This window comes from Candidatus Zixiibacteriota bacterium (assembly GCA_035574315.1).
Lineage (GTDB): Bacteria > Desulfobacterota > Binatia > UBA9968 > UBA9968 > DATLYW01.
Genome location: DATLYW010000039.1, coordinates 13,444 through 36,191, shown reverse-complemented (window position 1 = coordinate 36,191; position 22,748 = coordinate 13,444). Strand labels below are relative to the sequence as shown.

Here is a 22,748-nt window from a genome sequence, read left to right as displayed (position 1 = left end):
CGGTCAGCGGGCGGATCGCGTCCAGTACGTGCCGTTCGCCCATTCGATGCGATCGCCGCGAAGCTCCCCGCGCAAGCCGCCCTCCCACGCCGTGGCGAGCACGATCCGATAGGACTCGCGCACGAGCGGCGTCGTCGATCCGCGCTCGTTTCGCGCCTCGAGCCCGCCGCGCACCTGCACGATCTCGCAGCGCCGGTTACGGTCGCCGCCGACGTACCAGGTGCCCACGAGCTGCCTTTCGGAGACGATCGGACCCGCCGTCGTGCAGGCCGCAAGCAACGCGAGCAACGGAATCGCAAACCGCATCCTTACGATGTTTCTCATTCGGATCTCCTCCCTCGGAACCGGGCTCGGGCGAGACGCGGCGAGCCTATCGCCGGCGGGGGCTCGCGTCAACACGGACCCTGGTCGCGCTACGGCCTCAGCGCGCGGCGTCCGGGTCCTTGACACCCCCGGGCCGGCGCGACTAGATTGCCGCTGCGAGCGGCTCGATCCGGTCCGCCGCGGAGGTTCTCATGACGGCCAAGCTCCCCGCCTTTGACTCGCCCGAGCTCGACCCGCTCAAGGAAAAGCTGGTGACCGCCTGCCGCATCCTCGATCGTGAAGGGATCACGGACGGCTACGGCCACGTGAGCGTGCGCGTGCCCGGGGCCGACGCGTTCCTCACCATCGCCAACGTGAGCCCCGGCTGCGCCACCGTCGACCGGCTCGTTCTCCAGGATTTCGAAGGCAACCGGCTCGGAGGCTCCGGCACGCCGCCGAATGAGTGGCCGATTCACGCCTGCATTCTCAAGGCGCGCCCCGATGTCGTCAGCGTGGCCCACACCCATTCGAAGTGGAGCACGATCTTCAGCGTGCTGCCGATCAAGCTGAGGCCGCTGCATCATTACGGGAAGTTCCTGCCGCCGGAAGGCCCGCCCGTGTACCAGGGAGCCGGGCTCGTGCGAACCCTGGAACGGGGAGAGGCGCTCGCCAGGGCGCTCGGCAGCGCCCCCGCCGTGCTGATGCGGGCCCACGGCGACGCCGTCGTGGGGGAGTCGATCGAGCAGGTGGTCGAGCGGACGACCCGGCTGGCGCTGCTCGGAGAATGGAATCATCTCGCGCTGCTGCACGGCGAGCCCAGGTACTTGACGAAAGAGGAGCTGGAGGTTTACAACGCGGACCAGCGCTTCCCGATGCGCGGCTGGGAGTATTTCGTGAGCCGGCTGAGCGGCCGGTCGTGACCCGTGCCGTTCCCCTTCGCCGCGACGCGACGCGCGAAACGCGATACGAGGAGGAAGTTTCCATGACCAGCCAGTCTCCCGCCCTCTCGTCGGCGGAATTCGTCGAGCAGCTCAAGCGGGACGTCCAGAAATTCCACAAGCTGCGGATCAATCATCCGTTCGTAAAAGCGGTTTGCTCCGGCAAGGCGACCCTGGACGAGATCCGGCGCTGGGCCGTGCAGGACTACCAGTTCCGCCGCGCCGTGCCGCGCATCGCCATGCTGCGCTACCTCGCCTGCAGCGATCCCGAGATCGCCCGGAAACTGTGGGGCGTGGTCGAGGAAGAAACCCGCGGCCTGGATACCGGCAGCGCCGGCCACAACGAGCTGTTCGTGCGCTTCGCCAGGTCGATCGGGCTGACCGACGAGCAGATCGAGCACGCCGAGCTCCGGCCGGCGACCGCCGCTCACCTCTACTACGTGGAGCTGATCATCCACACCCTGCCCTGGTTCGTGGTGATGGCGATCCAGATCGGCGCCGAGGGAACGTTCAGCCCCGCCGCCGCCGCGCTCGGTCGCGGCTTCATCGAACAGTACAACATGAAGCCCGAGGACGTGCGCTTCTTCACCGTTCACGCCGAGGCCGACGAGGAGCACGGCAACCTCGCGGAGGAGATCGCGCTCCGCTACATCACGTCGCCGCACCTGCAGGCGCTCACGCGCGAGCACACCTTTCGCCGGATGGAGCTTCTCTACGACATCTGGAGCGTCGACTACTGACGCCGCTGCTCGAGGAAAGCGATGGCCAGACTGGAGTTGAGCTTCGTTTCCGCTTACAACGAGCGGGTGCAGCCGCTGATGGACGGCTCCGTGCCGGTCGAGGGCATCGAACTGATCCCGACCTATTCGCCGCCCTCGGAGACCTTCTGGCGCCAGCTCAGGTTCCAGGAGTTCGACGTCGCCGAGATGTCGATGTCCTCCTACCTGATCGCGCGCGCCCGCGGCTTCGACATGACGGCGATTCCGGTCTTTCCCAGCCGGCGCCTTTTCCACACCGAGATCTTCTACCACGTCGACTCGGGCGTCCGCGGTCCGGGCGACCTCGCCGGAAAAAAGGTCGGCGTCGGCGAGTACCAGCAAACCGCCGCGCTGTGGAGCCGGGGCATCCTGGAGCACGACTTCGGCGTATCGCAGTACAAGATTCACTGGTACATGGAGCGAACCGAGGAGCTGAGCCACGGCGGCGCGACCGGCTTCGTTCCGCCGCCGGGGATCTCGTTTCAGAGAATCCCGCCCGAAAAGAGCATGGCCTCGATGCTCGCCGCGGGCGAGCTCGACGCGGCGGCGATCGGCAGCCCCTGGAAGAACACCCCCACGGTCATCGGACGATCCCACAGGATCGCCGGCGCCGGGGGGGACTGGAGCAAGATCAAGCCCCTGTTTCCCGACCGCATGGCGGAGGGCGCCCGGTTTTTCCGGAAATGGGGCTTCCTGCCCGTCAATCACGCCTATGTCATCCGGGGAGAGATCCACCGCAGGCATCCGTGGGCGGCGTTCAATCTCTATACGGCCTTCGTCCGCGCCAAGGAGCACTTCAACGCGAAACTCCTCGATGCCATTCCGACGGCGCTCTTCTTCGGCGCGGAGTACCTGGCGAGAACGCGCGAGATATTCGGCGAGGACCCCTACCCGTACGGCGTCAAGGCCAACCGCGGGATGCTCGAGACCCTCGTCGCCTTTTCTCACGAGCAGGGGCTGATCCCGGAGAGAGTGAGAATCGAGGACCTTTTCGCCCCGAGCACGCTCGACCTGTAACGCGGCGGCCCGGCTGGCTCACCGGCCGTAGAGCGATTTGACGAACCCGCCCTGCTCCAGCTCCTGGAGGTAGGAAACGTCGATCAGGCTCGCGGGCGTCACCGCCTTGGCCTTGGGGTTGCGCGAGGCGATCTCGTCCAGCACGAGCTGGATGCCCGGAAGCGTGGGGTAGGGCACCCTCGGCATCACCTTGACCGCGTAGTGCCGGTAGGTCTCTTCAAGGGCATCGGGCTCGGTGATGCGCGAATACTTGCCGATCACCTTTACCGAGAACTCCTTGTCGGTCTTGAACCGGTGGAGGGCCTCCACGTACGCGCGCAGGTAGCGGCGCAGCACGTTCGGGTTCTCGCGCGCGTAGCCGCGCGTCGTCACCACCCCCGCGCCCTGATAGTCCACGCCGATCGCGCTCAGGTCCGCGAGCATGGAAAAGCCCAGCTTCGCCGCGCGCAGATGCAGCGGCGATGAGAGCATCCCGCCGTCGATCGCGCGCGAGCCCAGTCCCGCCAGCGTCTCCTGGGACCCGCCCATCTGAATCAACGCCACCTCGCGGTCCGGCTGAAGCCCCCAGCGCCCGAGAATGTAGCGCAGCAGGAAATCGTCGGATGTGCCGAAGCGCGTAACGCCGATCCTCCGTCCTTTGAGGTCCTCCGGGCGCCTGATCTCCGGCTTGACCATGATCTTCTGGCCGGGCTTGTGGTTGGGTCCGGCGAGCATCACGAGGTCCGCTCCGGCGAGATTGGACTGGATCACCGCCGGAATGGCGATCTCCGCGATCGGAACCTCCCTCGCCAGCATCGCCTGGACGACCTTCGAGCTTCCCGCCACGTAAATCAGCTCGACGTCCAGACCATGCTTTTCGAACAGCCGCGCCTCCTTGGCGACCCAGACGACGGCCATCGATCCCACGGTGGTCGGGTAAGCGACCTTGAGCCGGTCGGCCCGGGCCGGGAAAGCTCCCTGCAGCGCGGCGGTGATCCAGATCGCAGCCGCGACGAGAAATTTCCGTTCCGGAATTCCGCTCTTCATCTTCTCCTCCTCGCACAGGGGCCCGGGGCGCGCGCGCTCGCCGCCCTCCTCGGCGGCGTGCGCGCCGAGCGGACCGGTCGAGCCGCTCGTCCGCGCTCCACCTCAGGGATGTACGGATTCGAGGAACCAATCGGTGGGTATCTCGCGTCCGACCTTGGCTTCCCGCGCCCGGGCGAGCACCTCGCTGCCGACCGCCGCGAACTGCAGCCCGAGCCCCACGTTGTTGCAGAAGCAAGTGATCGCGTCGTCGCGGGTTCTGCCGGGATGGCGCCCGTTGACCAGGTCCGCGATCGTCGGCAAATCCCAGACCGGCGCATGCTCCCGCGTGAGCGGATGGAGCCATCCGTCGGAGATGTCCGGGATCGTCATGGGATCGACCCCGATCGGGATCTGAAACGGCTTCGCCTCGCGCCAGTGGATGATCAAGGGGTCCGCGCGGCGGTACGCCGTCGCGTCCAGCTCGCAGGGCTTGACGCACGAGACGTGAACGCCGGGCTGCAACCGGTCTCCCGAAAAGACCGCCGAGATCGAGTTGGTGGCGCAGGTGACGATGTCGGCACCGTCGATCGCCGCCTCGACGCTCGCCGCCTCCTCGACCGAGGCGGCGACGCTGCCCCGGTTCTCGTCGACGAAGCGCCGCCGGCTTTCAGGCGTCGGGCTGTAGACCCTGACGACGCCGAGCTCGCGCACCGCGCAGAGCGCCGCCAGGTGCGCGCTGGCCTGCCAGCCGGCTCCCAGCAACGCCATCACCCGGGAGTTTCGGCGGGCGAGATGGCGCGCGGCGATCGCGCTCGCGGCCGCAACCCGCAGCTTCTGCACGTAGCCGTCCGGAAAGATCGCGAGCGGCTCGCCGGTTTCCGTGCTGAACAGCATCACCAGCCCGACGAACCGGTCTCCTCCCGCCGCCGGCAGCTTGTCCTTGCGCACGCCGCCGGCCTTCTCGTACCATTTCACCACGCTGGAATTGAGACGGAGCGCGGCGACCCTGCGGTTCGGAAGCACGCCGCTCATGGTCTTGTACTCGTAGTACTCGCCGGGCTTCGTCGGGCTGAAGACGTCGTAGCGCGGCACGGTCGCCGCCAGGCCGTTGCCGAGATCCCGGTACGCCTGCTCGAGGACCTCGAGGCAGGCGCCCACGGGGAGAAGCTTTTCGATATCTTCGTTGGAAAGGATCAACATCCGGATTTTCCGGCCGTGATTCGTCCGTCCGCACCACTCCTAGAGAATTACCGCGCGCTTGTCAAACCGCCGCGACGCACGCCGCCGGGCTGCTTGTCAGGGGTTGCCGCTTCTTTTAGAATCCGCCTCTTGAAGGCCGCGCGGAACCCGAACGGGAAAGCGCCGGACGTGGAACAGAGGGAGGACGTCGCTTGTATTACTTCGCCTACGGGTCGAACATGAACTGGCCGCAGATGCAGCGCCGCTGCCCCTCGGCGACGTTCGTCAGCGTCGCCCGCCTCCCCGATTACCGTTTCGCGATCACGCGCCGCTCGCGGCTGCGCGGGTGCGGCACCGCCAATATCCTGCGCCAGCCCGGCGCCGAGGTCTGGGGCGTGGTTTACGACGTGGCCGCTCCCGACCTCGTCGTCCTCGACGGTTTCGAGGACGGCTACCGCCGGGAGACCGTCCGCGTCTATTGCCGCGACGACGGCCGCCGCCCGCTCGAAGCTCTCGTTTACGTAGCGGCGGACGAGCCCGACGTGCCGCCGCCGAGCGCGGAATACATCGGCCTGATCGTCGAAGGCGCCGCCCACTGGAAGATACCCCACCCCTACCTCGAGATGCTCCGGGGGCTCGCCGGCGCTTGCGCGGATTGAATCCCGGCCGCACGCCGACTTGTTTCCCTCCCCGATCGCTGATTAAATGCGTGCGGTACCGAAGGGCTCGTCCCGCCGTCTGCCCGCGCCTCGGGCCGGCGTGAAGCTCGGGAGCTGACCGGAAGCAAGCATGGCCTTTTCTGGGACCGAGCTGCGCCGGCGCGCGGCCGCGATTCTGTTCCACCCTCGAGCGCGAAGGCTCCTGATCTGGTGCGTCGCGATCCTCGCGGCGCCCGGTCTCCTCTCTCTTGCGGCGCCGTGGTTGCTGCGCGACAGGATCGCGGCCGAGCTGTCGAGCAGGCTTCACCGGCGGGTGACGATCGAGCAAATCCGCCTGAACCCCTACGCGCTGTCCGTCACGATCCGCGGCCTGGCGGTCCGGGACCGCCAGGACCAGACGACGGCGCTCTCGGTTAGCGAAGCGTACGTCAACCTCGAATCGCTGTCGCTCTTTTATCGCGGTCCGGTCATCAAAGAGCTGCGCGTGGTCGGGCCGTACCTGCACCTGATCCGCAACGAGGATCGCACCTACAACTTCACCGACCTGATCCGCGAGTTCACCCAGGGGCCGCCCGGCCCGCCCCCGCGTTTCTCCCTCAACAACGTCGAGATCGTCGACGGCCGGATCGAGCTCGACGATCTCCCGGAAGGGGTCAAGCACGAGGTCACCGCGCTGAAACTGGGGGTTCCCTTCGTTTCGAGCCTTCCCTACTACGCCGACATCAAGGTCCGGCCGGTCTTTTCGGCGATCGTGAACGGGGCGCCCGTGAAAATCGAGGCCGAGACCAGGCCCTTCGGGGCCTCGCGCGAAAGCACGATCCACCTCGACATCGACAACCTCCAGCCGGCCAAATACCTCGAGTACTCACCCGTCGACCTCGACTTCGGCGTTCCCGCGGGCCGGATCGACGGGCGCCTGACGGTCTCGTTCCGCTCGCCCAGGGGGAAGCCGGCCGCGCTGGTCCTGTCCGGCCGCCTCGATTTTCAGGACTTCGCTGTCCGGGGGAAGGACGGCGCGCCCATCCTGACGCTGCCGAAGCTCGAGGTCGCCATCGACGCGATCGAGGTGTTCGCGCGCAAGGCGGCGCTCAAGGCGGTGCGCGCCAGCGCCCCGGAGCTGCACGTCATCCGCTTCCCCGACGGGCGCCTGAACCTCGCCGCCCTCCTGCCGCGGAGCGAGGCTCCGGCCGAGAAGGGGGAGACGGCAAAAAAAGAAGAGCCGGCCCCCTTTCGCTACTCGGTGGAAGAACTCGCCGTCGAGCGCGGCACCGTTCATCTCGCGGACCGTCGGCCCAAGCTTCCGTTCGAGACAACGATCCAGAACATCCGGCTCGACGTCAAGGGGCTGACGAGCGGGGCCGAGCGAAAGGCGCGGACGGAGCTCTCCTTTCAAACCGCCGCGGGAGAGCAGCTCGCGCACAAGGGGAGCTTACAGCTCGATCCGCTCGCCGCCGACGGCACGCTCGCCGTGACCGGGCTGCGCCTGCCGGCGCTGCGCCCCTACTACGGCGACTTCGCCGCGATCGTGATCGAGCAGGGGCTTCTCGACGTCGCAGGCCGCTTTGCGGTCGTGCTCAAAGGCGGAGCGCTCGACGCCAGGGTCTCCGATCTCGAAGCCACCCTGCGCTCTTTGCGCGTCGAGGCGCCCGGCGAATCGGAGCCGCTCTGGCGGATCCCGCTGCTGTCGATCAAGGACGTGGCGGCCGACCTCGGCGCGAAGAGCCTCGTGATCGGCTCGGTGGAAAGCCGGGACGGCAACGTCTTTTTCTGGAGAGAAGCGGACGGGACCGCGGGATACCCCCGGCTGCTGAAGACGGCAGCGGGCGCCGGGCCCTCGGCGGCCGGCCCCCGGGGCGATGCCGCTGCGTGGAAAGTCGAAACGAAGAGCGTCGCCCTCGACGCGATGCGGCTGATCTTCGAGGACCGCTCGATCACGCCGCGGTCGCGGCTGGTGGTGTCGGACCTCGCCCTTCGCGCTCAGAATCTCTCGACCGCCAGGAACGCGCGGGCGCAGGCGGCTGTTCGCGCGAAGATCAACGAGCGCGGCGGCCTGCGGCTGGCAGGCTCCGCGACCATCGACCCGTTGAACGCCCGCTTCGCCGTCGAGGCGGAAGGGATCGGGCTGTTGCCGCTGCAGCCCTACCTGAACGACCGCGCCAACTTTGTCCTGACGGGCGGACGGCTCGGCACGAAGGGCACGCTTTCCGTCGAAGCCGGCGGAAACGGATCTGCCCGGTTGAGCTACGCCGGCGACGTTCGGGTCGTCGATTTCGGCTCCGTGGAAAAGGACAGCTCGCGCGATCTCGTGCGCTGGGGCTCGCTCGGCCTGAACCGGCTCCGCTTCTCCCTCGAGCCGCTGGAATTCCGCGTCGAGGAGATCGACCTGGCCGATTTTTACGCCCGGCTGATCATCGGCGCCGACGGCAGGACCAACCTGCAAAAGCTCGCCGCGCGCGAAGAGGCGAGCGGCGCGGCGCCCGAGCCGATGCCTCAGGCTGGCCGCAAGCGCGTGACGATCGGCAGGATCGGTCTGAAGTCGGGAACGGTCAACTTCAGCGATTTCTTCATCAAGCCCAACTACAGCGCCAACCTGACGGGCGTCGAAGGAACGATCTCCGAGCTCACGCCCGAGGTCCCCGGAAACCTGGAGCTCCGCGCCAGCCTCGACGACTCCGCGTCCGTCGACATCCGGGGCAGGATCAATCCGCTGGCGGAATCGCTCTACCTGGACATTGCCGCCGACGCGCGGGAGATCGAGCTGAGCCCGCTCTCTCCCTACTCCGGGAAGTACGTGGGGTACGGGATCGAAAAGGGCAAGCTTTCCTTCAAGGTCAAATACCGGCTCGAGAACCGCAAGCTCACCGCCGAGAACCAGCTCATCCTGAACCAGCTGACTTTCGGCGAGAGGATCGAGAGCCCGACCGCGACCAAGCTGCCGGTCCTGCTCGCGGTCGCTCTGTTGAAGGATCGCAACGGCGTAATCGACGTCGATCTGCCGATCGCCGGCTCGCTCGACGATCCGCAGTTCAGCGTCGGCGGGATTATCCTCCGCATCGTGATCAACATCGTCGCCAAGGCCGTGACCGCGCCGTTCGCCCTGCTCGGGGCGGCGTTCGGCGGCGGCGGGGAGGAGCTGAGCGTGATCGAGTTCGATTACGGCCGCGCCGATCTCTCCCCTACCGCCCGGTCGCGCCTCAAGACGATCGCCACCGCGTTGAACAACCGGCCCGCCCTGCGGCTCGAAATCGCCGCCCGGTTCGACCCGATGAACGACCTCGAAGGACTCAAGCGCGTTGCCCTCGAGCGAAAGGTCAGGATCCAGAAGCTCCGCGATCTCGCCGGGCGGGAAGGGGCTCCGAAAAGCGCCGACGAGGTTCGCGTCGACCCGAAGGAGTACCCTCTCTACCTCAAGGCGGCCTACGCCCGGGAGGATTTTCCCAAACCGCGCAACTTGATCGGCCTCGCGCGCGATCTGCCGGTTCCGGAAATGGAGGCTTTGATGCTCAAGCACGAGCGGGTTTCCGGGGATGACCTTCCGGACCTCGCGGCCCGAAGGGCCCGGGCGATCCGCGACTACCTGCTCGGCACCGGGCAGGTAACCCCCGACCGCCTTTTCACCGTCGCCCCGAGGCCCGCCCCGGCCGAGCCCGGCGCCGAGGCCCGCGGCAGCCGGGTCGAGTTCACGCTGAGATAGCGCCATTGCCCTGGCACGCCGGCGAAAATTCCGAGTTGTAGAAGCGCCGCCTTTCGTATAGACTTTTTGGCGTTCGCAGGAGGTCGCTTCATGTCACAGCCAAAAAAATCCGCCAAACCAAAAGTCACCATCATCGCCAGCAAGGGCGCCAATCAAGCCATCAACTACCTTTTGGAAGACCGGGACGAACTGGATTGGCTGGTTGCGATCGGCCGGAACCACAAGGGCGACATCTTCTTCTACGATACCGGCGGAGACATCATCCAGGATCTCGGAGCGCTGGAGTACATCAAGGAGCGGATCCTGAGAGACTATTTCGGCGAGATCGACGACTGACCGCTCGCTTCACTTGACCGCCGGCCGGTTTTTCCTCTAGGGTTCGGCTCATGCGGTTCGGCAGCGTGACCTCGTTCTTCGGCCTCGGCGGGTTGACGGCGGACCGTCGCCGGGCGCTGGGGATTGTTTACGCCACGAGCGTGGCGGTCGTCATGGGCGTGAACTTCCTCCAGCCGGCGCTCCCCGCGATCACCGCGCCGTTCGGCATCAGCGACGCGGCGCTCGGCCTGGTCATGGCGGTTTTCACCGCGCCGGCCATTTTTCTCGCGCCGCTCTTCGGCATGCTCGCCGATCTGTGGGGGCGCCGTCTTCTCCTCGCCGGCGGCCTTCTCGTCTACGGCCTGTCCGGAGCGGCCATGGCGCTGGCGCCGAGCTTTTCCTGGCTTTTGTTCTTCCGCGCCGTCCAGGGCGTCGGCTACAGCGCCGTGATCCCGCTCACGATCGTGCTGATCGGCGATCTGCTCGAGGGCGAAAAGGAGATCGGCGGGCAGGGTCTCAAGGTCTTTCTGGACAGGGTCGGTTACCTGATCCTGCCTCCGCTCGGAGGCGCGCTGGCGGCGATTGCCTGGTACTGGCCTTTCGCCATGTACCTGCTGGCCGTGCCCCTCGGAGCCGCCGCGCTTGCGTGGATGCCGGAGACCAGGGGCGAGAACACGAACGGCGCCAGAGCGTATCTCGGCGACGTCGCCCGCCTCGCTCGCCATCCGCGCCTTCTGATCGCCTTTGCGGCCGGCTTCCTGAGGTTTTTTCTCGACTACGGCTTTCTCACTTACTTTCCCCTGTTCCTCGTTCGCACCCATGGTTTCTCGACCGCGACCGCAGGGTTGCTCTACACGGTCTTCTCCCTTGGGGCGATGGCGACCTCGAGCCAGGCCGGCCGCCTGGCCGCCGGCCGCGACAAGGCTTTTCTGCTCCTTGTGGCGTTCGTGGTGAGCGGCCTGGCGGTGACCTCGGTGCCGTTTCTGCCGGGAGTCCCGCTCGTCGGCGGCGCCCTGTTCTTCTACGGGCTCGCCAACGGCGTCATCTCACCGATGCAAAAGAGTCTCCTCACCCAGAACGCTCCGGTCGAGCTGCGGGGTGGCGTCGTCTCGCTCGACCGCTTGATCCAGCAGATCTCGAAGACGACGGCGACCTCGGCCGTCGGCCTGCTGCTGATCACGGCTGAGCTGCCGACGATCTTCTGGATGCTCGGCTTGCTTTCGCTCGCCGCCGTGGGGCTGATGGCGGCGCTGGTTCCGCGGGCGGGACGGCCGGTGCCCAGCCACGCGGTTCCCTAGACTCCTGGAAACGGCGGCCGGTCAGAAGGCCTTGAATTCCCGGTCCTCCCGGCTCTCGGTTTCAAGCTGGATCGTGGTGTGCTCGATGTTGAAGCGCGCTCTGAGCCTCTGCTCGATCCCGCTGAGGACGCGGTCGAAATCACGGCGCGGATCGACGACGGCGTGGGCGCTCAGGGTCAGCATCCCCGAGGTGACGGCCCACACGTGAAGGTCGTGGACCTTTTCCACCCCCTCGACCTCTTCGATGGTGTGCTGGACTTCCTCGAGGCTGATTCCCTTCGGCACCCACTGCATGAGAATGCTGACCGACTCGCGCACGAGGTTCCAGGACGAATAGAGCACCAGGAGCCCGATCAGGACGCTCACCACGGGGTCCGCCAGATACCAGCCGGTCGTGAGCATGACCGTCCCGGCCACTATCGCGCCGATGGAGCCGACGGCGTCGCTGACGACGTGCAGAAACGCCCCGTGCACGTTGAGGTTCTTCTGCTGCCGGTCGTAGAGAATCCAGGCCGAGGCGAGATTGACCGCGAGACCGAGCGCGGCGACGACGATCATCCCGCGGCTGGCGACCTGCGGCGGCTCGAAGAACCGGTTGTAGGCAGCCGTGAAGATCACGCCGACGATCAACCACAGCGCGAGGCCGTTGAAGAGGGCCGCGACGATCTCCACGCGGTGATAGCCGTAGGTGCTGTTCAACGTGGCCGGCCGCCGGGCGATGTAGAACGCCGCCAGGCTCAGCACGATGGCGCCGATGTCCGAGAGCATGTGGCCGGCGTCGGACAGCAACGCGAGACTGTTGGTCAGGAATCCCGCGATCAGCTCGGTAATGAAGTAGGAGGAGGTGATGGCCAGGGCGAGCTTGAGGCGCCTTGTCTCGACGTGCCGGTGCATGCCTTCGTTCCGTGTAGCCTACTGCACGGCCGTTCGCGGCTCAAGGCCGGAACACGGGCGCGGCCGCTCAGCGGCGCCCGGGTTGCTTGAGCTTCAGGAAATAGAGCCGCCCCGGCCGGTTCATCAATCCCGCCGCGGCGCCCGCCGTTTCTCCGGTCCCGAAATAGAGATCCGCGCGGCGCGGACCGCGGATGGCGCTCCCCGTATCCTGGTTGAGAACGAACCGGGTGGTCGGGCGCCAGCCCTTCAGCTCGCCGGCGGCATCGACCACGGGCACGTCGGTCGCGATGAACGCGAGCGCTCCCTTCGGGAAAAGGCGGCCGTCGGTCGCGATGGACCGCCCCGGCGTCAACGGGAAGTCGAGGCTTCCGAGCGGTCCGTCCTCGACCGCGCGAAAAAAGACGTAGCTCTCGTTGTGAGCCATGATGTCGCGCTGCTCCTCGGGATGCTCGGCGAGGTAGCGCCGCAGCCGCTGCATCGACATCTCCTCGCGCGGGATCCTTCCCGCGTCGGCCAGAAGCCTCCCGATGCTGCGGTAAGGCCGCCCGTTCGAAGCGGCGTAGCTCACGTGCAGTCGCCGGCCGTCGGCGAAGCGCAGGACCCCCGAGCCCTGGACGTGGAGGAAGAAAAGATCGACGGGGTCCTTCACCCAGGCGATCTCGTGACCCCGCAGCCGATCCGATTCCTCGATCTCCCGGCGCGAATAGTACGGCAGGAAGCTCTCGCCCTCGACTCTTCCGGTCACGCGCTCGACCGCGACCTCGGGCGTTGCCGTCACCAGCTCCGCGGTTATGAGATCCGGCGGCCGGCGATACAGCGGAAACCGGTACTCCGGGGTCGCCACCGGGCTGGCGTCGAGGAGCGGCTGGAAGTATCCGGTGAAGAGCACATCCGCTTGTTCCGGGTCGTCGCTCGACGGGATGAACTCGAAGCGCTCGCTCACCCGTTCGAGCCAGCATCCGCCGCAGCGGCTTTCCTCCAGGATCTGGAGAAGCTCCGCGAGGGCCTCGCGCGCCTCCCCCGCGGTGAAGCGCGCCGGCCGCTCGGCGAGGATTTTTTCCCGGGGCTGCCCCTCCAGGTAGCGCATGCTCCGGCGCGCGGCCGCGCGAAGCGAATCCGCGTCGAGATCGTCGGCGACGTCGGGCGGCCGGCTTTGCGCCGGGACCGCCGAAAAGGTACATAAAAGGATGAGGGCCGCGGGGAAGAGCCGGCGGAACGCCGCTCGGATCGGGCCGAGGACATCCCCGTGACGGAAAAGGAAATCCGGAAAGAGGCGGCGCGGGCGCTCGAAGAGCTTCCGGAGGAGTTTCGCAGCCGCCTGCAGAACGTCGAGATCTTCGTCGCGCGAAGGCCCAGCCGACGCCTGTTGCGCTCCGTCGGACTCGATCCCGACACAGACACGCTCTACGGTATTTACGAGGGGACTCCGCTTCCGGAACGGTCCTTCTTCGAGCCGCCGCCACCGCCGGACAGAATCACCCTTTTCTCCGAGCCGCTTCTCTGCGACTTTCCCGATCCCGAGGAGCTCAAGCGTCAGGTCCGAATCACGGTGATTCACGAGATCGCGCACTACTTCGGAATGGACGACGACTGGATCGAGAAGCTCGGATACTAGCCGGTCTTTCCCCCGGTTTCCGGAACCCGGGCTCAGTCGCGGATGTCCTGCAGGAACCATTCCGTCGGGAGATCCCGGCCCACCCCTTTCGCTTTCGCAAGCTGGTACACTCTTCCCGCGCACGCGGCGAACTGGAGCCCCTGGGTTCCCGCGTTGATGAAAAACGTGGTTTGCTCCGGGCCCGTTCGGCCCGGCGTCCGGCCCGCGCGGACGTCCATAAAATACTTGAAAAAGTCGCCGCGGTAGTTGTCCACGGCAGGATTGGGTATGCGGCTTCGCTCCTCCGGCTGACCGGCGATGTAACCCGCGTTGCCGTGGAGACGCACCATTCCCTCCTCCATCACGTCGAAAGTGTTCTTGCCCAGCTTGACCGAGAGATCGCACCGGCGCACGACCCGGGGCCCGACCTCGCAGGCGCGGACGCAGGTGATGTGCGCCCCCGGTTTGAGCCATTGCGGCTCGTCGAAGACGGTGCGCGTCGAGTCGGTGCAGGTGGCGACGATGTCCGCGTCGCGAACCGCCTGCTCCGGAGAGTCGACCGCGATCACCTCGAGATCGAGCTTGCCTCTCATCTCCCTGGCGTAGGCCTCGCGGTGGGCCTTGGTCGGGCTGAAAACCTTGACGCGCTGGAGCCTGCGCACCTCGTGAAACGCTTCGAGATAGGTTCGCGCCATCCCTCCGGAGCCGAAGATGCCCACGACCGACGCGTCCTCGCGCGCAAGGTACTTCACGCCCAGGCCGGCGCAACCTCCCACCCGCATGTGCTGCAGCAGCCCGTCGTTGATGATCGCCAGCGGCTCGCCGTTGCGGATGCTGAACACCATCACCAGCCCGCACCAGGTGCCCGGACGCACGCAGTACTTTTCTTCCGTCGCGCCGTCGGGCCAGTAGACCACGTCGGACTTCATCCGGATCGCGAAGACGCCGATCTTGCGACTCGCGCCTTCCATCGTGCCCCAGCAATAGTAGCCGTCCGGCCGCTCGCACGGCATCCACAGGTCCAGACGCGGGCGGTAGACCGCGTCCCCCTTGAGCAGATCGTCGTAGCCGTCCTCGAGCGCCTCCAGGCAGGCCTTCATGTCGAAGATCTGCTCCACTTCCCGGTTGTTGATCAGCAACATACGGCCTCCCGAAAACCATCCATTACACCAACGGCGCTTCTTTGGGAAGCTCGCGGCCCGCGAGGCCCGGGCTTTGGCGCGCCGCTCGCGATTGACAACTGGCCGGGTTGTCGCAATGATAGGCGAAAATTTTTGCCGCGGAGGGCGAGCCATTGAAGATCCTTCGATTCAACGACGATCGCATCGGCGTCATCAAGGGCGAAGACCGGGTCGTGGACGTCAGCGATGCGGTAAGCTCGCGCAAGGCCAAGGGGCCGCAGCGGGTGATGGAGGAGATCATCGAAGGCTGGCGCAAGTATCGCCGCCGGTTCGAGAAGCTCCTCCAGGAGCGCGACGGCGTGCCGCTCGCCGAGGTCCGGCTGCTCTGCCCGCTGCCGCGGCCGAGCAAGTGCCTGGCGGCGTTCGTCAATTACCTCGATCGGCCCGACCGGACTCCCGAAAGCCTGCCCAACGAGTACTTCTACAAATCGCCCGATCTCGTCGGACCCGACGGGGCGATCGAGCTGGTCGATATTCCTCCCGCGGTGGTCTTTCAACCCGAGGCCGAGCTGGCCTTCGTCGTCGGCCGAACCGCGAAGAACGTGCCGGAATCGCAGGCGCTCGATCACGTCTTCGGGTACGTCCCTTTCTTCGACATCTCGACACGCGGCCTCGTGCGCCGGACGCAATTCATTCCCAAGGGCCAGGATACCCACGCGGCGTGCGGGCCCTGGATCATCACCAAGGACGAGATTCCCGATCCGCACGACGTGATCGTGCGGTCCTGGACGAACGGCGAGCCGCGGCAGAACTACAGCACCAGGCACATGGCGCACAAGATCCCCGATCAGATCGCCTGGCTCACGCGGTTTTTACGGCTCAACCCGGGCGACGTCGTCGCAACCGGAACCTATCACGAGGGGCTGATGCCGATGAACGTCGGCGACACGATCGAGATCGAGTTCCAGAATTTGGGTCGCGCCCGCTTCCGGGTGACGGGGAACAGCCCGCGGAAGGACGTCGCGTGGCTTCCCGGGAAAAGCCAGCCGCAGCCTCCGCCCGGGGGCGGGATGCACCGCGTCTGAGCCGCGAGCGGCGGACTTGCCTTTTCCCGCGGCGGGTCCGCCTTCATCTCCCCTCCGCTTCCCTTTGCATCATTCCCCAGTGCCACCAGAGAACGGCGCGCTGGAGGCGGTCGAACAGCCGGTTCAGCAGGTACCCGACCAGCGCGAGCGCCAGCATGCCGGCGTACATCTGATCGATCTTGAAACGGCGCTGCGAGTCCAGGATGAAGTAGCCGATGCCATCCGTGCTCCCGACCATCTCGGAGATCACCACGAGGATCAAGGTGATGGGAAGGCTCACCCTCAGGCCGGTCATGACCTGAGGCAGGCAGGCTGGCAGGATCACCTTCGCCAGCGTCCGCGGCGCGGACAGACCGAACGTCCTCGCGGTGTGGAGAATCACCGGATCGACGTTGCGCGACCCATCGATCGCGTTGAGCAGGATGGGCCAGGCGCACGAGAAAAAGATCACGAAGATCTTCATCGCGCCGCCGAGGCCGAGATAGAGCATCGCCAGCGGGACGACCACCGGAGGCGGAATCGGCCGCAGCATCTCGATGACCACGCCGAGGGCCCGGTAGATCGGCCCGACGCACCCGAGAAGAATGCCCAACGGGATGCAAAAGGCGGCGGCAAGCAGGTAACCGGCGGCCGCCCGCTTCAAGCTGGCCGTCAGCTGAGCCGCGATGTGTCCCGAAGTGACCAGGGACCACGCCGTCTCCAGAACCCTGCTGACCGGCGGAAAGAGCAGCCGGTCGGCCGCCCCCGAGCGCGCCGCCGCCTCCCAGAGCAGCAACAAAGCGCCCAGGAAGACGACGCCGCTCAGCCTCGACTCGCGCCCCACCATCAGACCGCCTCCCGCGCCCCCGCTCCGTGATGCCAGCGCATCACGCGCTTTTCCAGGAGCGCGAATCCCCGGTTCAGCGCATATCCCAGCGCCGCCGTGACGGCGATGCCGGCGTACATGTTGGCATTGCGCAGCGAGCGCTCCTCGTCGAGGATGAAAAAGCCGAGCCCTTTGCCTCCCGCCAGCATTTCCGCCGTCGTCACCAGGATGAGAGCGACGGCGAGGCTGATGCGCAGGCCCGTCATGACGTAGGGCGATGCGGCGGGCACCGCGATCCGGCTCAGGATCCGCCAGCGATTCAACCCGAAGGTCCTCCCGGTCTGGATCAAGGTGGGATCGATGTTCCGCACTCCGTCGATGGTGTTGATCAGGATCGGCCAGGCGCTGGCGTAAACCGTGACGGCCACGATCATCGCGTCGCCGATCCCCAGGGCGAGGATCGCGACGGGAATGATCGCCACCGAAGGCATCGGCCGCAGAAACTCGATCACCGGCTCCATCAGGGAGTGCGCCCAGCGAAAGTAGCCGAGCACGATACCCGCGCTCACCGCGAGCACGGCGGCGAGCAGATAGCCGGCGGCGAGCCTGAGGAGCGTGATCGCCAGATGGCCGGCCGCTTCGCCCGAAAGAACCAGCGCGGCCAGCGCGGAGGCGATCTCGGTCGCCGGCGGGACGTAGAAGGAGAGCTCCGGCCGGGAGCGGCCTGCGGCCTCCCAGGCGAGCACCGCCGCCAGGAACACCAGCCATCCGCTCCAGTTCACCCGCATGACGCCCCTATGCCGGCAATCCCGCGCCGATGCGGCGGTAGATCCTGTTTCTGAGCTCCATGAAGCCCGCCGCGGCGCGCGTGCTCAGCTGGTTGCGCGGTCTCGCGAAGCCGACCTGGATCTCGTCGACGATGCTCGACGGCCGCGGGCCGAGCACCCAGATGCGATCCGAAAGATAAATCGCCTCCTCGATGTCGTGGGTGATGAAGACGATGGTCGTCTTCAGCTCCTGCCAGAGCCGCAGCAGCGTGTCCTCGAGCTCCAGCCGGGTCAGAGCGTCGAGCGAGCCGAACGGCTCGTCCATGAGCAAAACCTCCGGCTCGTAGGCGAGCGCCCGGGCGATGGCGACCCGCTGTTGCATGCCTCCCGAAAGCTGCCAGGGGTAGTGCTTCTCGAAGCCTTTCAGGCCGACCAGCTCCAGCAACGATTCGGCCTTGCGGCCGCGGTCGCGACCCCGGTAGCCCCTGGCTTCGAAACCGAAAAGGACGTTGCCCAGGACGGATCTCCAGGCGAACAGCGATCTGTTGAATTCCTGGAACACGAGGATCAGGTTGGGCGGAGGCCCCCGGACCTCCTGGCCCTTGACCAGCACGCGCCCGGAGGTCGGGGCGATGAGCCCCGCGATCGACATCAACAACGTGGTCTTGCCGCAACCCGACGGGCCGACGAACGACACGAACTCGCCCGGCTCGACGCTGCAGGAGATCTCGCCGATGGCGGGCGTCGTCTTGCCGTCCAATTGCCGGTAGCTTTTCGAGAGCGACTGGATCTCCAGAATCGGCATGAACCGGAAGCGTGACGAAAAAACAGCCGGGGTCCGCCCCTGCCCGGGGACGGCGGTTAGGAGGCGGTCGGGACCTTTTACCCTTTCGGCGCCAGGTCGCTGATCACCTCTTTCGCCTTGAACGGGCGGGCGATGAGCTTGTACTTGTGCGTGAGATCGATCGTGACCTGGAGGTCCTTCTCGGAGATCCCCTTTTCGAAAACCGGCAGCCCGATTTTTCCCGCCAGATCGGCGCGCAACCCCGACCACTTGATCATCGCGGCACGCGCTCCTTCCGGATCGGCACGCATGGCGTCGATCGCCCGGTTGATCGCGCGCACGAACCCCTGGACGGTGCGCCGGTTTCTTTGAATCCACTTCTCGGACGCGAACCATCCGGCGATCAGGAACTTGGGAACCACGTCGCTCCAGGGATGGGCGAGAATGCGCGCGGAGCCCTTTTCCATCGCGGCCGCCACGAAGGGCTCGTGCACGCTCGCCGCGTCCACACGGCCCGCCACCAGCGCCGCTTCCATCTGCGGGAACGGTATCTCGACGAACTTCACTTTCGCCGAGTTGGCGCCGCTCTGATCCACCCAGGCCATCGCCATCAGGTGAACGATGTTGTTCAGCGTGTTGACGGCGACCGTTTTCCCCTCGAGATCCTTCGCGCGGATGATCGGCGATGCCTTCGGGACGATGATCGCGTGCGTGTCGTTGCTCCCCTTGACGTTGGTCGCGCCTCCCGCGACCAGCTTGAAGTCGAAACCTTCGACGTGGGCCTGGTAGAGCGAGATCACGTTGCTCCAGCCGAACTGGAGGTCTCCCGACGTCACCCCCTGCACGATCACCGCGCCGCCCGCCATCGGAACCGTCTCCAGCTCCAGCCCCTCGGACTTGAAGAATCCTTTCTCCACGGCCATGAACAGCGCGGCGTTGTCGACGATCTTCATGTAGCCGAGCTTGCCCTTGAACTGCGCCCATCCGGCTTTCCCGAGCAACGGCAAGCCGGCCAGGCCGGTCAGCGTCGTAAGCACGAACCCGCGGCGCGTGAGCTTCATACCTTCTCTCCTCGCTCCTCCGATTTTCGACGGCGCACCGTCCGATAACGCTTCGAACCAGCGTGATCTTACGTGAACTGCAATCGATTTTCCATCGAAAAAAGGGCCCGTCGGCGCCCGGCGCATTGACTTTGAAGGCCGCCGCCGCGATGATGAAGCCGCGACGTGGCGGGCCGGACAGCGAGGGCGGCGTCGAACGCGGCGTCGCGGCCATCGCTCGTTCGGGCCGGCTCTTTTACGGCGCCGGAACGGGTGCCGGTGCGCTTCTGCCGGCGCCGGCCGGCTCCGGCCTCGCCGGGCCGGGCGCTGAAGATGCTGATCGACGCGCACGTTCATCTCGACAAGTACGGGAACGATCTGCCGCGGGCCTTGCAAGAGATCGAAGCCGAGCGCGTCCTCACGATCGCGGTCGCCTCCGACGTCCCGTCGTACCTCGAGACGCGGCGGATCGCCGAGCGCTCCCCTCTCGTCGTTCCCGGCTTCGGCATCCACCCCGCGCGGGCGGCGCGGTACGCGGAACGGCTCCGGGAAGCGGCCCCGCTGATCGAGGAAAGCCCTTTGCTGGGAGAGATCGGGCTCGACTTCCACTGGGTTCGCGACGCCGCCACGTACCCGGCCCAGCGCCGCGTGTTCGCCTATTTTCTCGCCGCCGCGCGAGAGCAGCGCAAGGCGGTAAACCTCCACACGAAAGGCGCGGAGCGGGAAGTGCTCGATCTCCTGGAGCGCTACAACGTCAGTCGTGCGATCGTCCACTGGTATTCCGGTCCCCTGGACATCCTGCGGGCTCTGGCGGAGCTCGGCGCCTATTTCACCGTCGGCGTCGAGCTGCTCTACTCCGAGACGATCCGGACGGTGGCGCGGCAGATCCCCGACGACCGCCTCCTGCTCGAAACCGACAATCCCGGCGGCCTCAAATGGCTGGTCGGCACCTCCGGCATGCCCCGCCACCTCAAGGAAGTGGCGACAGCGCTCGCGGCCCTCAAGGGAGTCTCCTTCGGCGCGGCGGTCGCCCTGACGCGGCGGAACTTCCTGCGGCTGATCGCGGGCGATCCCTGGCTGGCGCCGGTGGCGCGGTTGATCGAGGGTGAGCCGCCGGGCGAGCCGTGATAGGGTGCGGCGATCCGAATCCGGCGCGACCGCCCTGCGCGCGCGTAAGCCTCGGTCGGCGCGGGCGCCGCGGGGCGCGAAACCGAGAACCCAAGCAGGAGGAGACGGCATGCCAGCTCTCTTGTCGGAACGCTTTATCGCGAGGCTGCTCGATTTGAGCGTGAGTTTCGGGATCGCCGCGGTGCGGATCGTGCTGATCCTCGCCGCCGCCTATTTCGGGCTCAAGCTGCTCCGCTTGCCCCTCAGGCGGATGGAAGCGCTTCTCACCCGCGCCGCCCAGGCTACCGAAACCGTGCCGGGCGCGGGGGCCAAGAGAATCGTGACGCTTACCAGCGTTCTCTGGACGATCATCGTCTGCGTGGTCTGGTTCGTCGCCACCCTGGTGGCGCTCGGCGAGGTCGGGGTCGACGTCGGGCCCATCCTGGCGGGCGCCGGCATCGTCGGCATCGCCGTCGGCTTCGGCGCGCAGCATCTGGTGCGCGATCTCGTCAGCGGCTTCTTCCTGATCCTGGAGAACCAGATCCGCGTCGGCGACGTCGCGATCATCAACGGCACCGGCGGCCTCGTCGAAGCGATCTCGTTCCGCACCGTGGTGCTGCGCGATCTCGCGGGCGTGGTGCACGTCTTTCCCAACGGCTCGATCAACACGCTGGCGAACATGACCAAGGAGTGGTCCGGTTACGTCATCGACGTCGGCGTCGGCTACCGCGAGGATACCGACCGCGTCATCGACGTCATGCAGCGGGTGTCCGAGGAGATGCGGGCCGACCCTCAGTACGGCTCCGCGATGCTCGAGCCGATCGAGATCTTCGGGGTGGACAGCTTCGGGGAATCGGCGGTCACGATCAAGGCGCGCCTCAAAACGCTGCCGCTCCAGCAATTCACCGTCGGGCGCGAATACCGGCGGCGGCTGAAGAAGGCGTTCGACGCCGAAGGCATCGAGATTCCGTATCCGCACCGGGTGGTCCACGTGGCGCAAGCCCCGGAGGCCGTGCGCCCCGGCGCGCCGGCGGGCCGGACGTCGTGAGGCGCTCGGCCCGAGGTCCCTTTCCATTTTCTTCAGACGGTGTAAATTGACGGGAATCGCATGTCGCGCAATCCCTGACCGAAAGACCGTAAGCTTTGTCTGAGAGCCGCTACTCGTTCAATCGGGCGGAGCTGGGGCCGGTGCTCGTCGTGAGCTTCATATCGGCGCTGCGGCTGCTCGGGATTTTCCTGATTCTGCCGATCTTCAGCGCCTACGTCGTGCGTTACCCCTCCGCGACCATCCCGCTGGCGGGCGTCGCCTTCGGCGTCTACGCCCTGTCGCAGTGCCTCTTTCAGGTGCCGCTGGGCTGGGCGAGCGACCGCTGGGGACGGCGGCCCGTGCTGGTCGCGGGTCTGGCGATGTTCGCTGCGGGAAGCCTCGCCTGCGCGCTCGCCCGCGACATCTACGAGCTGATCCTCGCCCGGGCGATCCAGGGCGGCGGGGCCGTCGGTTCGGTGGCCCTCGCCGCGCTGGCGGACCTCACGCGCTCGACGGTCCGCACCCAGGCGTTCACGATCACCGGAATCGCGGTCGGCGGCGCGTTCATGCTCGGCATTCTGGGAGGACCGATCCTTGCCGCCAGGGTCGGCATCGGCGGTCTGTTTTACATCCTGGGCGGTCTCGGCGTTCTCGCAACGATTCTCGCGGCGCTGACGTTTCCCCGTGGCGACTCGAGCATGCGAAAGGAGCGCCCGCTGCCGATCGGTCCGATGCTGGCCGACGCCAGCCTGCGCCGCATCTTCGTCGCGGCGTTCGTTCTTTCGCTCGCCCTCAACATGTTCTTCTTCACTTATCCGCTGAGCTGGACGGATCTGGGCCTCGACCGCTCTCAGCTCTGGAGGGTCTATCTGGTTATCTTCCTTCCCAGCGCGGCCGTGATCTTTCCCTACATGCGGCGAGCCGAAAATCGCGGCACGCTCCGCCTGGCCGCGCTGATCGGCTGGATCGCCGCGACCGGCGGCTACGCGGCCTATCTCTTCGGCGCGCAGTACGACTTCATGCTCTACGTCAGCGGTGCGGCGTTCTTCCTGGGCTACAGCCTCTTTCAACCCATCCTTCCCGCTTTCCTCACGCAGAGAATCCCGGCCCTCGGGCGGGGAACGGCGACCGGGCTGTATACCTTCTTCGGCTTTATCGGCTCGTCCCTGGGCGGCATGCTCGCGGGAGCCCTGATTCGTATCTCTCCCTCGTTACCGGAACTCTTCGGGTTTTTGATCCTGGTCGCCTGGTACTTTTTCGGGCTGCCGGAGCCGCCGGAAAGCGGCAGCTAGCTCCGCCGGCCGCAGCTCGTCGCCGGTTCGTGTTCCCGCGAATTTTCGTTTAAAGTACCCGTGCCG

22 protein-coding genes are annotated in these 22,748 nt (G+C 66.6%); 12 read left to right on the top strand and 10 right to left on the bottom strand.

What is annotated here, in order from left to right:
* Window positions 1-3: 3 nt before the first annotated feature.
* On the bottom strand, window positions 4-324 hold the full coding sequence (locus VNN77_14065) for a hypothetical protein (GenBank protein HXG52518.1): 321 nt from the start codon (window positions 322-324) through the stop codon (window positions 4-6).
* 191 nt (window positions 325-515) lie between these two features.
* On the opposite strand from VNN77_14065, the gene VNN77_14060 reads away from it, so the two are divergent.
* The 3 genes from VNN77_14060 (at window position 516) to VNN77_14050 (ending at window position 3,016) form a co-directional block, all read left to right on the top strand.
* A complete protein-coding gene (locus tag VNN77_14060; protein HXG52517.1) occupies window positions 516-1,223 on the top strand; it encodes a class II aldolase/adducin family protein in 708 nt (235 codons plus the stop codon).
* Between the two features lie 62 nt (window positions 1,224-1,285).
* On the top strand, window positions 1,286-1,981 hold the full coding sequence (locus VNN77_14055; protein HXG52516.1) for an iron-containing redox enzyme family protein: 696 nt from the start codon (window positions 1,286-1,288) through the stop codon (window positions 1,979-1,981).
* A gap of 21 nt (window positions 1,982-2,002) precedes the next feature.
* Entirely contained in the window at window positions 2,003-3,016 is a 1,014-nt protein-coding gene (locus tag VNN77_14050; GenBank protein HXG52515.1) for an ABC transporter substrate-binding protein, read from the top strand.
* Between the two features lie 18 nt (window positions 3,017-3,034).
* On the opposite strand, the gene VNN77_14045 is transcribed toward VNN77_14050, so the two are convergent.
* Both VNN77_14045 and VNN77_14040 read right to left on the bottom strand, forming a co-directional pair.
* Window positions 3,035-4,042, bottom strand: a complete 1,008-nt coding sequence (locus tag VNN77_14045; protein HXG52514.1) for an ABC transporter substrate-binding protein — start codon at window positions 4,040-4,042, stop codon at window positions 3,035-3,037.
* A gap of 102 nt (window positions 4,043-4,144) precedes the next feature.
* Complete coding sequence (locus VNN77_14040) at window positions 4,145-5,221, bottom strand: ornithine cyclodeaminase family protein (protein ID HXG52513.1); 1,077 nt, start codon at window positions 5,219-5,221, stop codon at window positions 4,145-4,147.
* Between the two features lie 191 nt (window positions 5,222-5,412).
* Between VNN77_14040 and VNN77_14035 the strand changes: the two genes are divergently transcribed.
* From VNN77_14035 to VNN77_14020, 4 genes are all read left to right on the top strand, one after another.
* Entirely contained in the window at window positions 5,413-5,859 is a 447-nt protein-coding gene (locus tag VNN77_14035; GenBank protein ID HXG52512.1) for a gamma-glutamylcyclotransferase family protein, read from the top strand.
* A 130-nt stretch (window positions 5,860-5,989) separates the two neighbouring features.
* Window positions 5,990-9,553 (top strand): DUF748 domain-containing protein, encoded by a 3,564-nt coding sequence (locus VNN77_14030; protein ID HXG52511.1) that lies wholly within the window; start codon window positions 5,990-5,992, stop codon window positions 9,551-9,553.
* Window positions 9,554-9,643: 90 nt separating this feature from the next.
* A complete protein-coding gene (locus VNN77_14025; GenBank protein HXG52510.1) occupies window positions 9,644-9,889 on the top strand; it encodes a hypothetical protein in 246 nt (81 codons plus the stop codon).
* Window positions 9,890-9,939: 50 nt separating this feature from the next.
* Window positions 9,940-11,166 (top strand): MFS transporter, encoded by a 1,227-nt coding sequence (locus VNN77_14020; GenBank protein HXG52509.1) that lies wholly within the window; start codon window positions 9,940-9,942, stop codon window positions 11,164-11,166.
* A 21-nt stretch (window positions 11,167-11,187) separates the two neighbouring features.
* Here the strand turns inward: VNN77_14020 and VNN77_14015 are convergent, their stop codons facing one another.
* Together VNN77_14015 and VNN77_14010 are read right to left on the bottom strand one after the other, a co-directional pair.
* Complete coding sequence (locus VNN77_14015) at window positions 11,188-12,060, bottom strand: cation diffusion facilitator family transporter (protein ID HXG52508.1); 873 nt, start codon at window positions 12,058-12,060, stop codon at window positions 11,188-11,190.
* A gap of 67 nt (window positions 12,061-12,127) precedes the next feature.
* The gene (locus tag VNN77_14010; GenBank protein ID HXG52507.1) at window positions 12,128-13,147 is read right to left on the bottom strand and encodes an MltA domain-containing protein; all 1,020 of its coding nucleotides are present in this window, start codon (window positions 13,145-13,147) and stop codon (window positions 12,128-12,130) included.
* A 159-nt stretch (window positions 13,148-13,306) separates the two neighbouring features.
* On the opposite strand from VNN77_14010, the gene VNN77_14005 reads away from it, so the two are divergent.
* A complete protein-coding gene (locus VNN77_14005; GenBank protein ID HXG52506.1) occupies window positions 13,307-13,675 on the top strand; it encodes a metallopeptidase family protein in 369 nt (122 codons plus the stop codon).
* A gap of 32 nt (window positions 13,676-13,707) precedes the next feature.
* On the opposite strand, the gene VNN77_14000 is transcribed toward VNN77_14005, so the two are convergent.
* Window positions 13,708-14,796, bottom strand: a complete 1,089-nt coding sequence (locus VNN77_14000) for an ornithine cyclodeaminase family protein (protein ID HXG52505.1) — start codon at window positions 14,794-14,796, stop codon at window positions 13,708-13,710.
* 152 nt (window positions 14,797-14,948) lie between these two features.
* Here VNN77_14000 and VNN77_13995 point away from each other — a divergent pair, with 152 nt between their 5' ends.
* Window positions 14,949-15,860, top strand: a complete 912-nt coding sequence (locus tag VNN77_13995; GenBank protein ID HXG52504.1) for a fumarylacetoacetate hydrolase family protein — start codon at window positions 14,949-14,951, stop codon at window positions 15,858-15,860.
* 43 nt (window positions 15,861-15,903) lie between these two features.
* Here the strand turns inward: VNN77_13995 and VNN77_13990 are convergent, their stop codons facing one another.
* From VNN77_13990 to VNN77_13975, 4 genes are all read right to left on the bottom strand, one after another.
* Entirely contained in the window at window positions 15,904-16,686 is a 783-nt protein-coding gene (locus VNN77_13990) for an ABC transporter permease (protein ID HXG52503.1), read from the bottom strand.
* A complete protein-coding gene (locus tag VNN77_13985; protein ID HXG52502.1) occupies window positions 16,686-17,447 on the bottom strand; it encodes an ABC transporter permease in 762 nt (253 codons plus the stop codon). The genes VNN77_13990 and VNN77_13985 overlap by 1 nt, the downstream gene beginning before the upstream one ends.
* A gap of 13 nt (window positions 17,448-17,460) precedes the next feature.
* Complete coding sequence (locus VNN77_13980; GenBank protein ID HXG52501.1) at window positions 17,461-18,237, bottom strand: ABC transporter ATP-binding protein; 777 nt, start codon at window positions 18,235-18,237, stop codon at window positions 17,461-17,463.
* A gap of 77 nt (window positions 18,238-18,314) precedes the next feature.
* Entirely contained in the window at window positions 18,315-19,277 is a 963-nt protein-coding gene (locus tag VNN77_13975) for an ABC transporter substrate-binding protein (protein ID HXG52500.1), read from the bottom strand.
* A gap of 312 nt (window positions 19,278-19,589) precedes the next feature.
* Here VNN77_13975 and VNN77_13970 point away from each other — a divergent pair, with 312 nt between their 5' ends.
* From VNN77_13970 to VNN77_13960, 3 genes are all read left to right on the top strand, one after another.
* The gene (locus VNN77_13970; protein HXG52499.1) at window positions 19,590-20,384 is read left to right on the top strand and encodes a TatD family hydrolase; all 795 of its coding nucleotides are present in this window, start codon (window positions 19,590-19,592) and stop codon (window positions 20,382-20,384) included.
* A gap of 109 nt (window positions 20,385-20,493) precedes the next feature.
* The gene (locus VNN77_13965; protein HXG52498.1) at window positions 20,494-21,411 is read left to right on the top strand and encodes a mechanosensitive ion channel family protein; all 918 of its coding nucleotides are present in this window, start codon (window positions 20,494-20,496) and stop codon (window positions 21,409-21,411) included.
* Between the two features lie 95 nt (window positions 21,412-21,506).
* Window positions 21,507-22,682: an MFS transporter gene (locus tag VNN77_13960; GenBank protein HXG52497.1), complete on the top strand. Its 1,176-nt coding sequence runs from the start codon at window positions 21,507-21,509 to the stop codon at window positions 22,680-22,682.
* Window positions 22,683-22,748 lie beyond the last annotated feature (66 nt).

Bases quoted from the DNA above. Each gene is read 5' to 3' on its own strand.
- VNN77_14000 (HXG52505.1), bottom strand. From the start codon at position 14,796: ATGTTGCTGATCAACAACCGGGAAGTGGAGCAGATCTTCGACATGAAG.
- VNN77_14015 (HXG52508.1), bottom strand. From the start codon at position 12,060: ATGCACCGGCACGTCGAGACAAGGCGCCTCAAGCTCGCCCTGGCCATC.
- VNN77_14050 (HXG52515.1), top strand. From the start codon at position 2,003: ATGGCCAGACTGGAGTTGAGCTTCGTTTCCGCTTACAACGAGCGGGTG.
- VNN77_14025 (HXG52510.1), top strand. From the start codon at position 9,644: ATGTCACAGCCAAAAAAATCCGCCAAACCAAAAGTCACCATCATCGCC.
- VNN77_14045 (HXG52514.1), bottom strand. From the start codon at position 4,042: ATGAAGAGCGGAATTCCGGAACGGAAATTTCTCGTCGCGGCTGCGATC.
- VNN77_14060 (HXG52517.1), top strand. From the start codon at position 516: ATGACGGCCAAGCTCCCCGCCTTTGACTCGCCCGAGCTCGACCCGCTC.
- VNN77_14010 (HXG52507.1), bottom strand. From the start codon at position 13,147: ATGCGCTACCTGGAGGGGCAGCCCCGGGAAAAAATCCTCGCCGAGCGG.
- VNN77_14030 (HXG52511.1), top strand. From the start codon at position 5,990: ATGGCCTTTTCTGGGACCGAGCTGCGCCGGCGCGCGGCCGCGATTCTG.
- VNN77_13970 (HXG52499.1), top strand. From the start codon at position 19,590: ATGCTGATCGACGCGCACGTTCATCTCGACAAGTACGGGAACGATCTG.
- VNN77_13975 (HXG52500.1), bottom strand. From the start codon at position 19,277: ATGAAGCTCACGCGCCGCGGGTTCGTGCTTACGACGCTGACCGGCCTG.
- VNN77_14065 (HXG52518.1), bottom strand. From the start codon at position 324: ATGAGAAACATCGTAAGGATGCGGTTTGCGATTCCGTTGCTCGCGTTG.
- VNN77_13980 (HXG52501.1), bottom strand. From the start codon at position 18,237: ATGCCGATTCTGGAGATCCAGTCGCTCTCGAAAAGCTACCGGCAATTG.
- VNN77_14055 (HXG52516.1), top strand. From the start codon at position 1,286: ATGACCAGCCAGTCTCCCGCCCTCTCGTCGGCGGAATTCGTCGAGCAG.
- VNN77_14040 (HXG52513.1), bottom strand. From the start codon at position 5,221: ATGTTGATCCTTTCCAACGAAGATATCGAAAAGCTTCTCCCCGTGGGC.
- VNN77_13965 (HXG52498.1), top strand. From the start codon at position 20,494: ATGCCAGCTCTCTTGTCGGAACGCTTTATCGCGAGGCTGCTCGATTTG.
- VNN77_14020 (HXG52509.1), top strand. From the start codon at position 9,940: ATGCGGTTCGGCAGCGTGACCTCGTTCTTCGGCCTCGGCGGGTTGACG.
- VNN77_13990 (HXG52503.1), bottom strand. From the start codon at position 16,686: ATGGTGGGGCGCGAGTCGAGGCTGAGCGGCGTCGTCTTCCTGGGCGCT.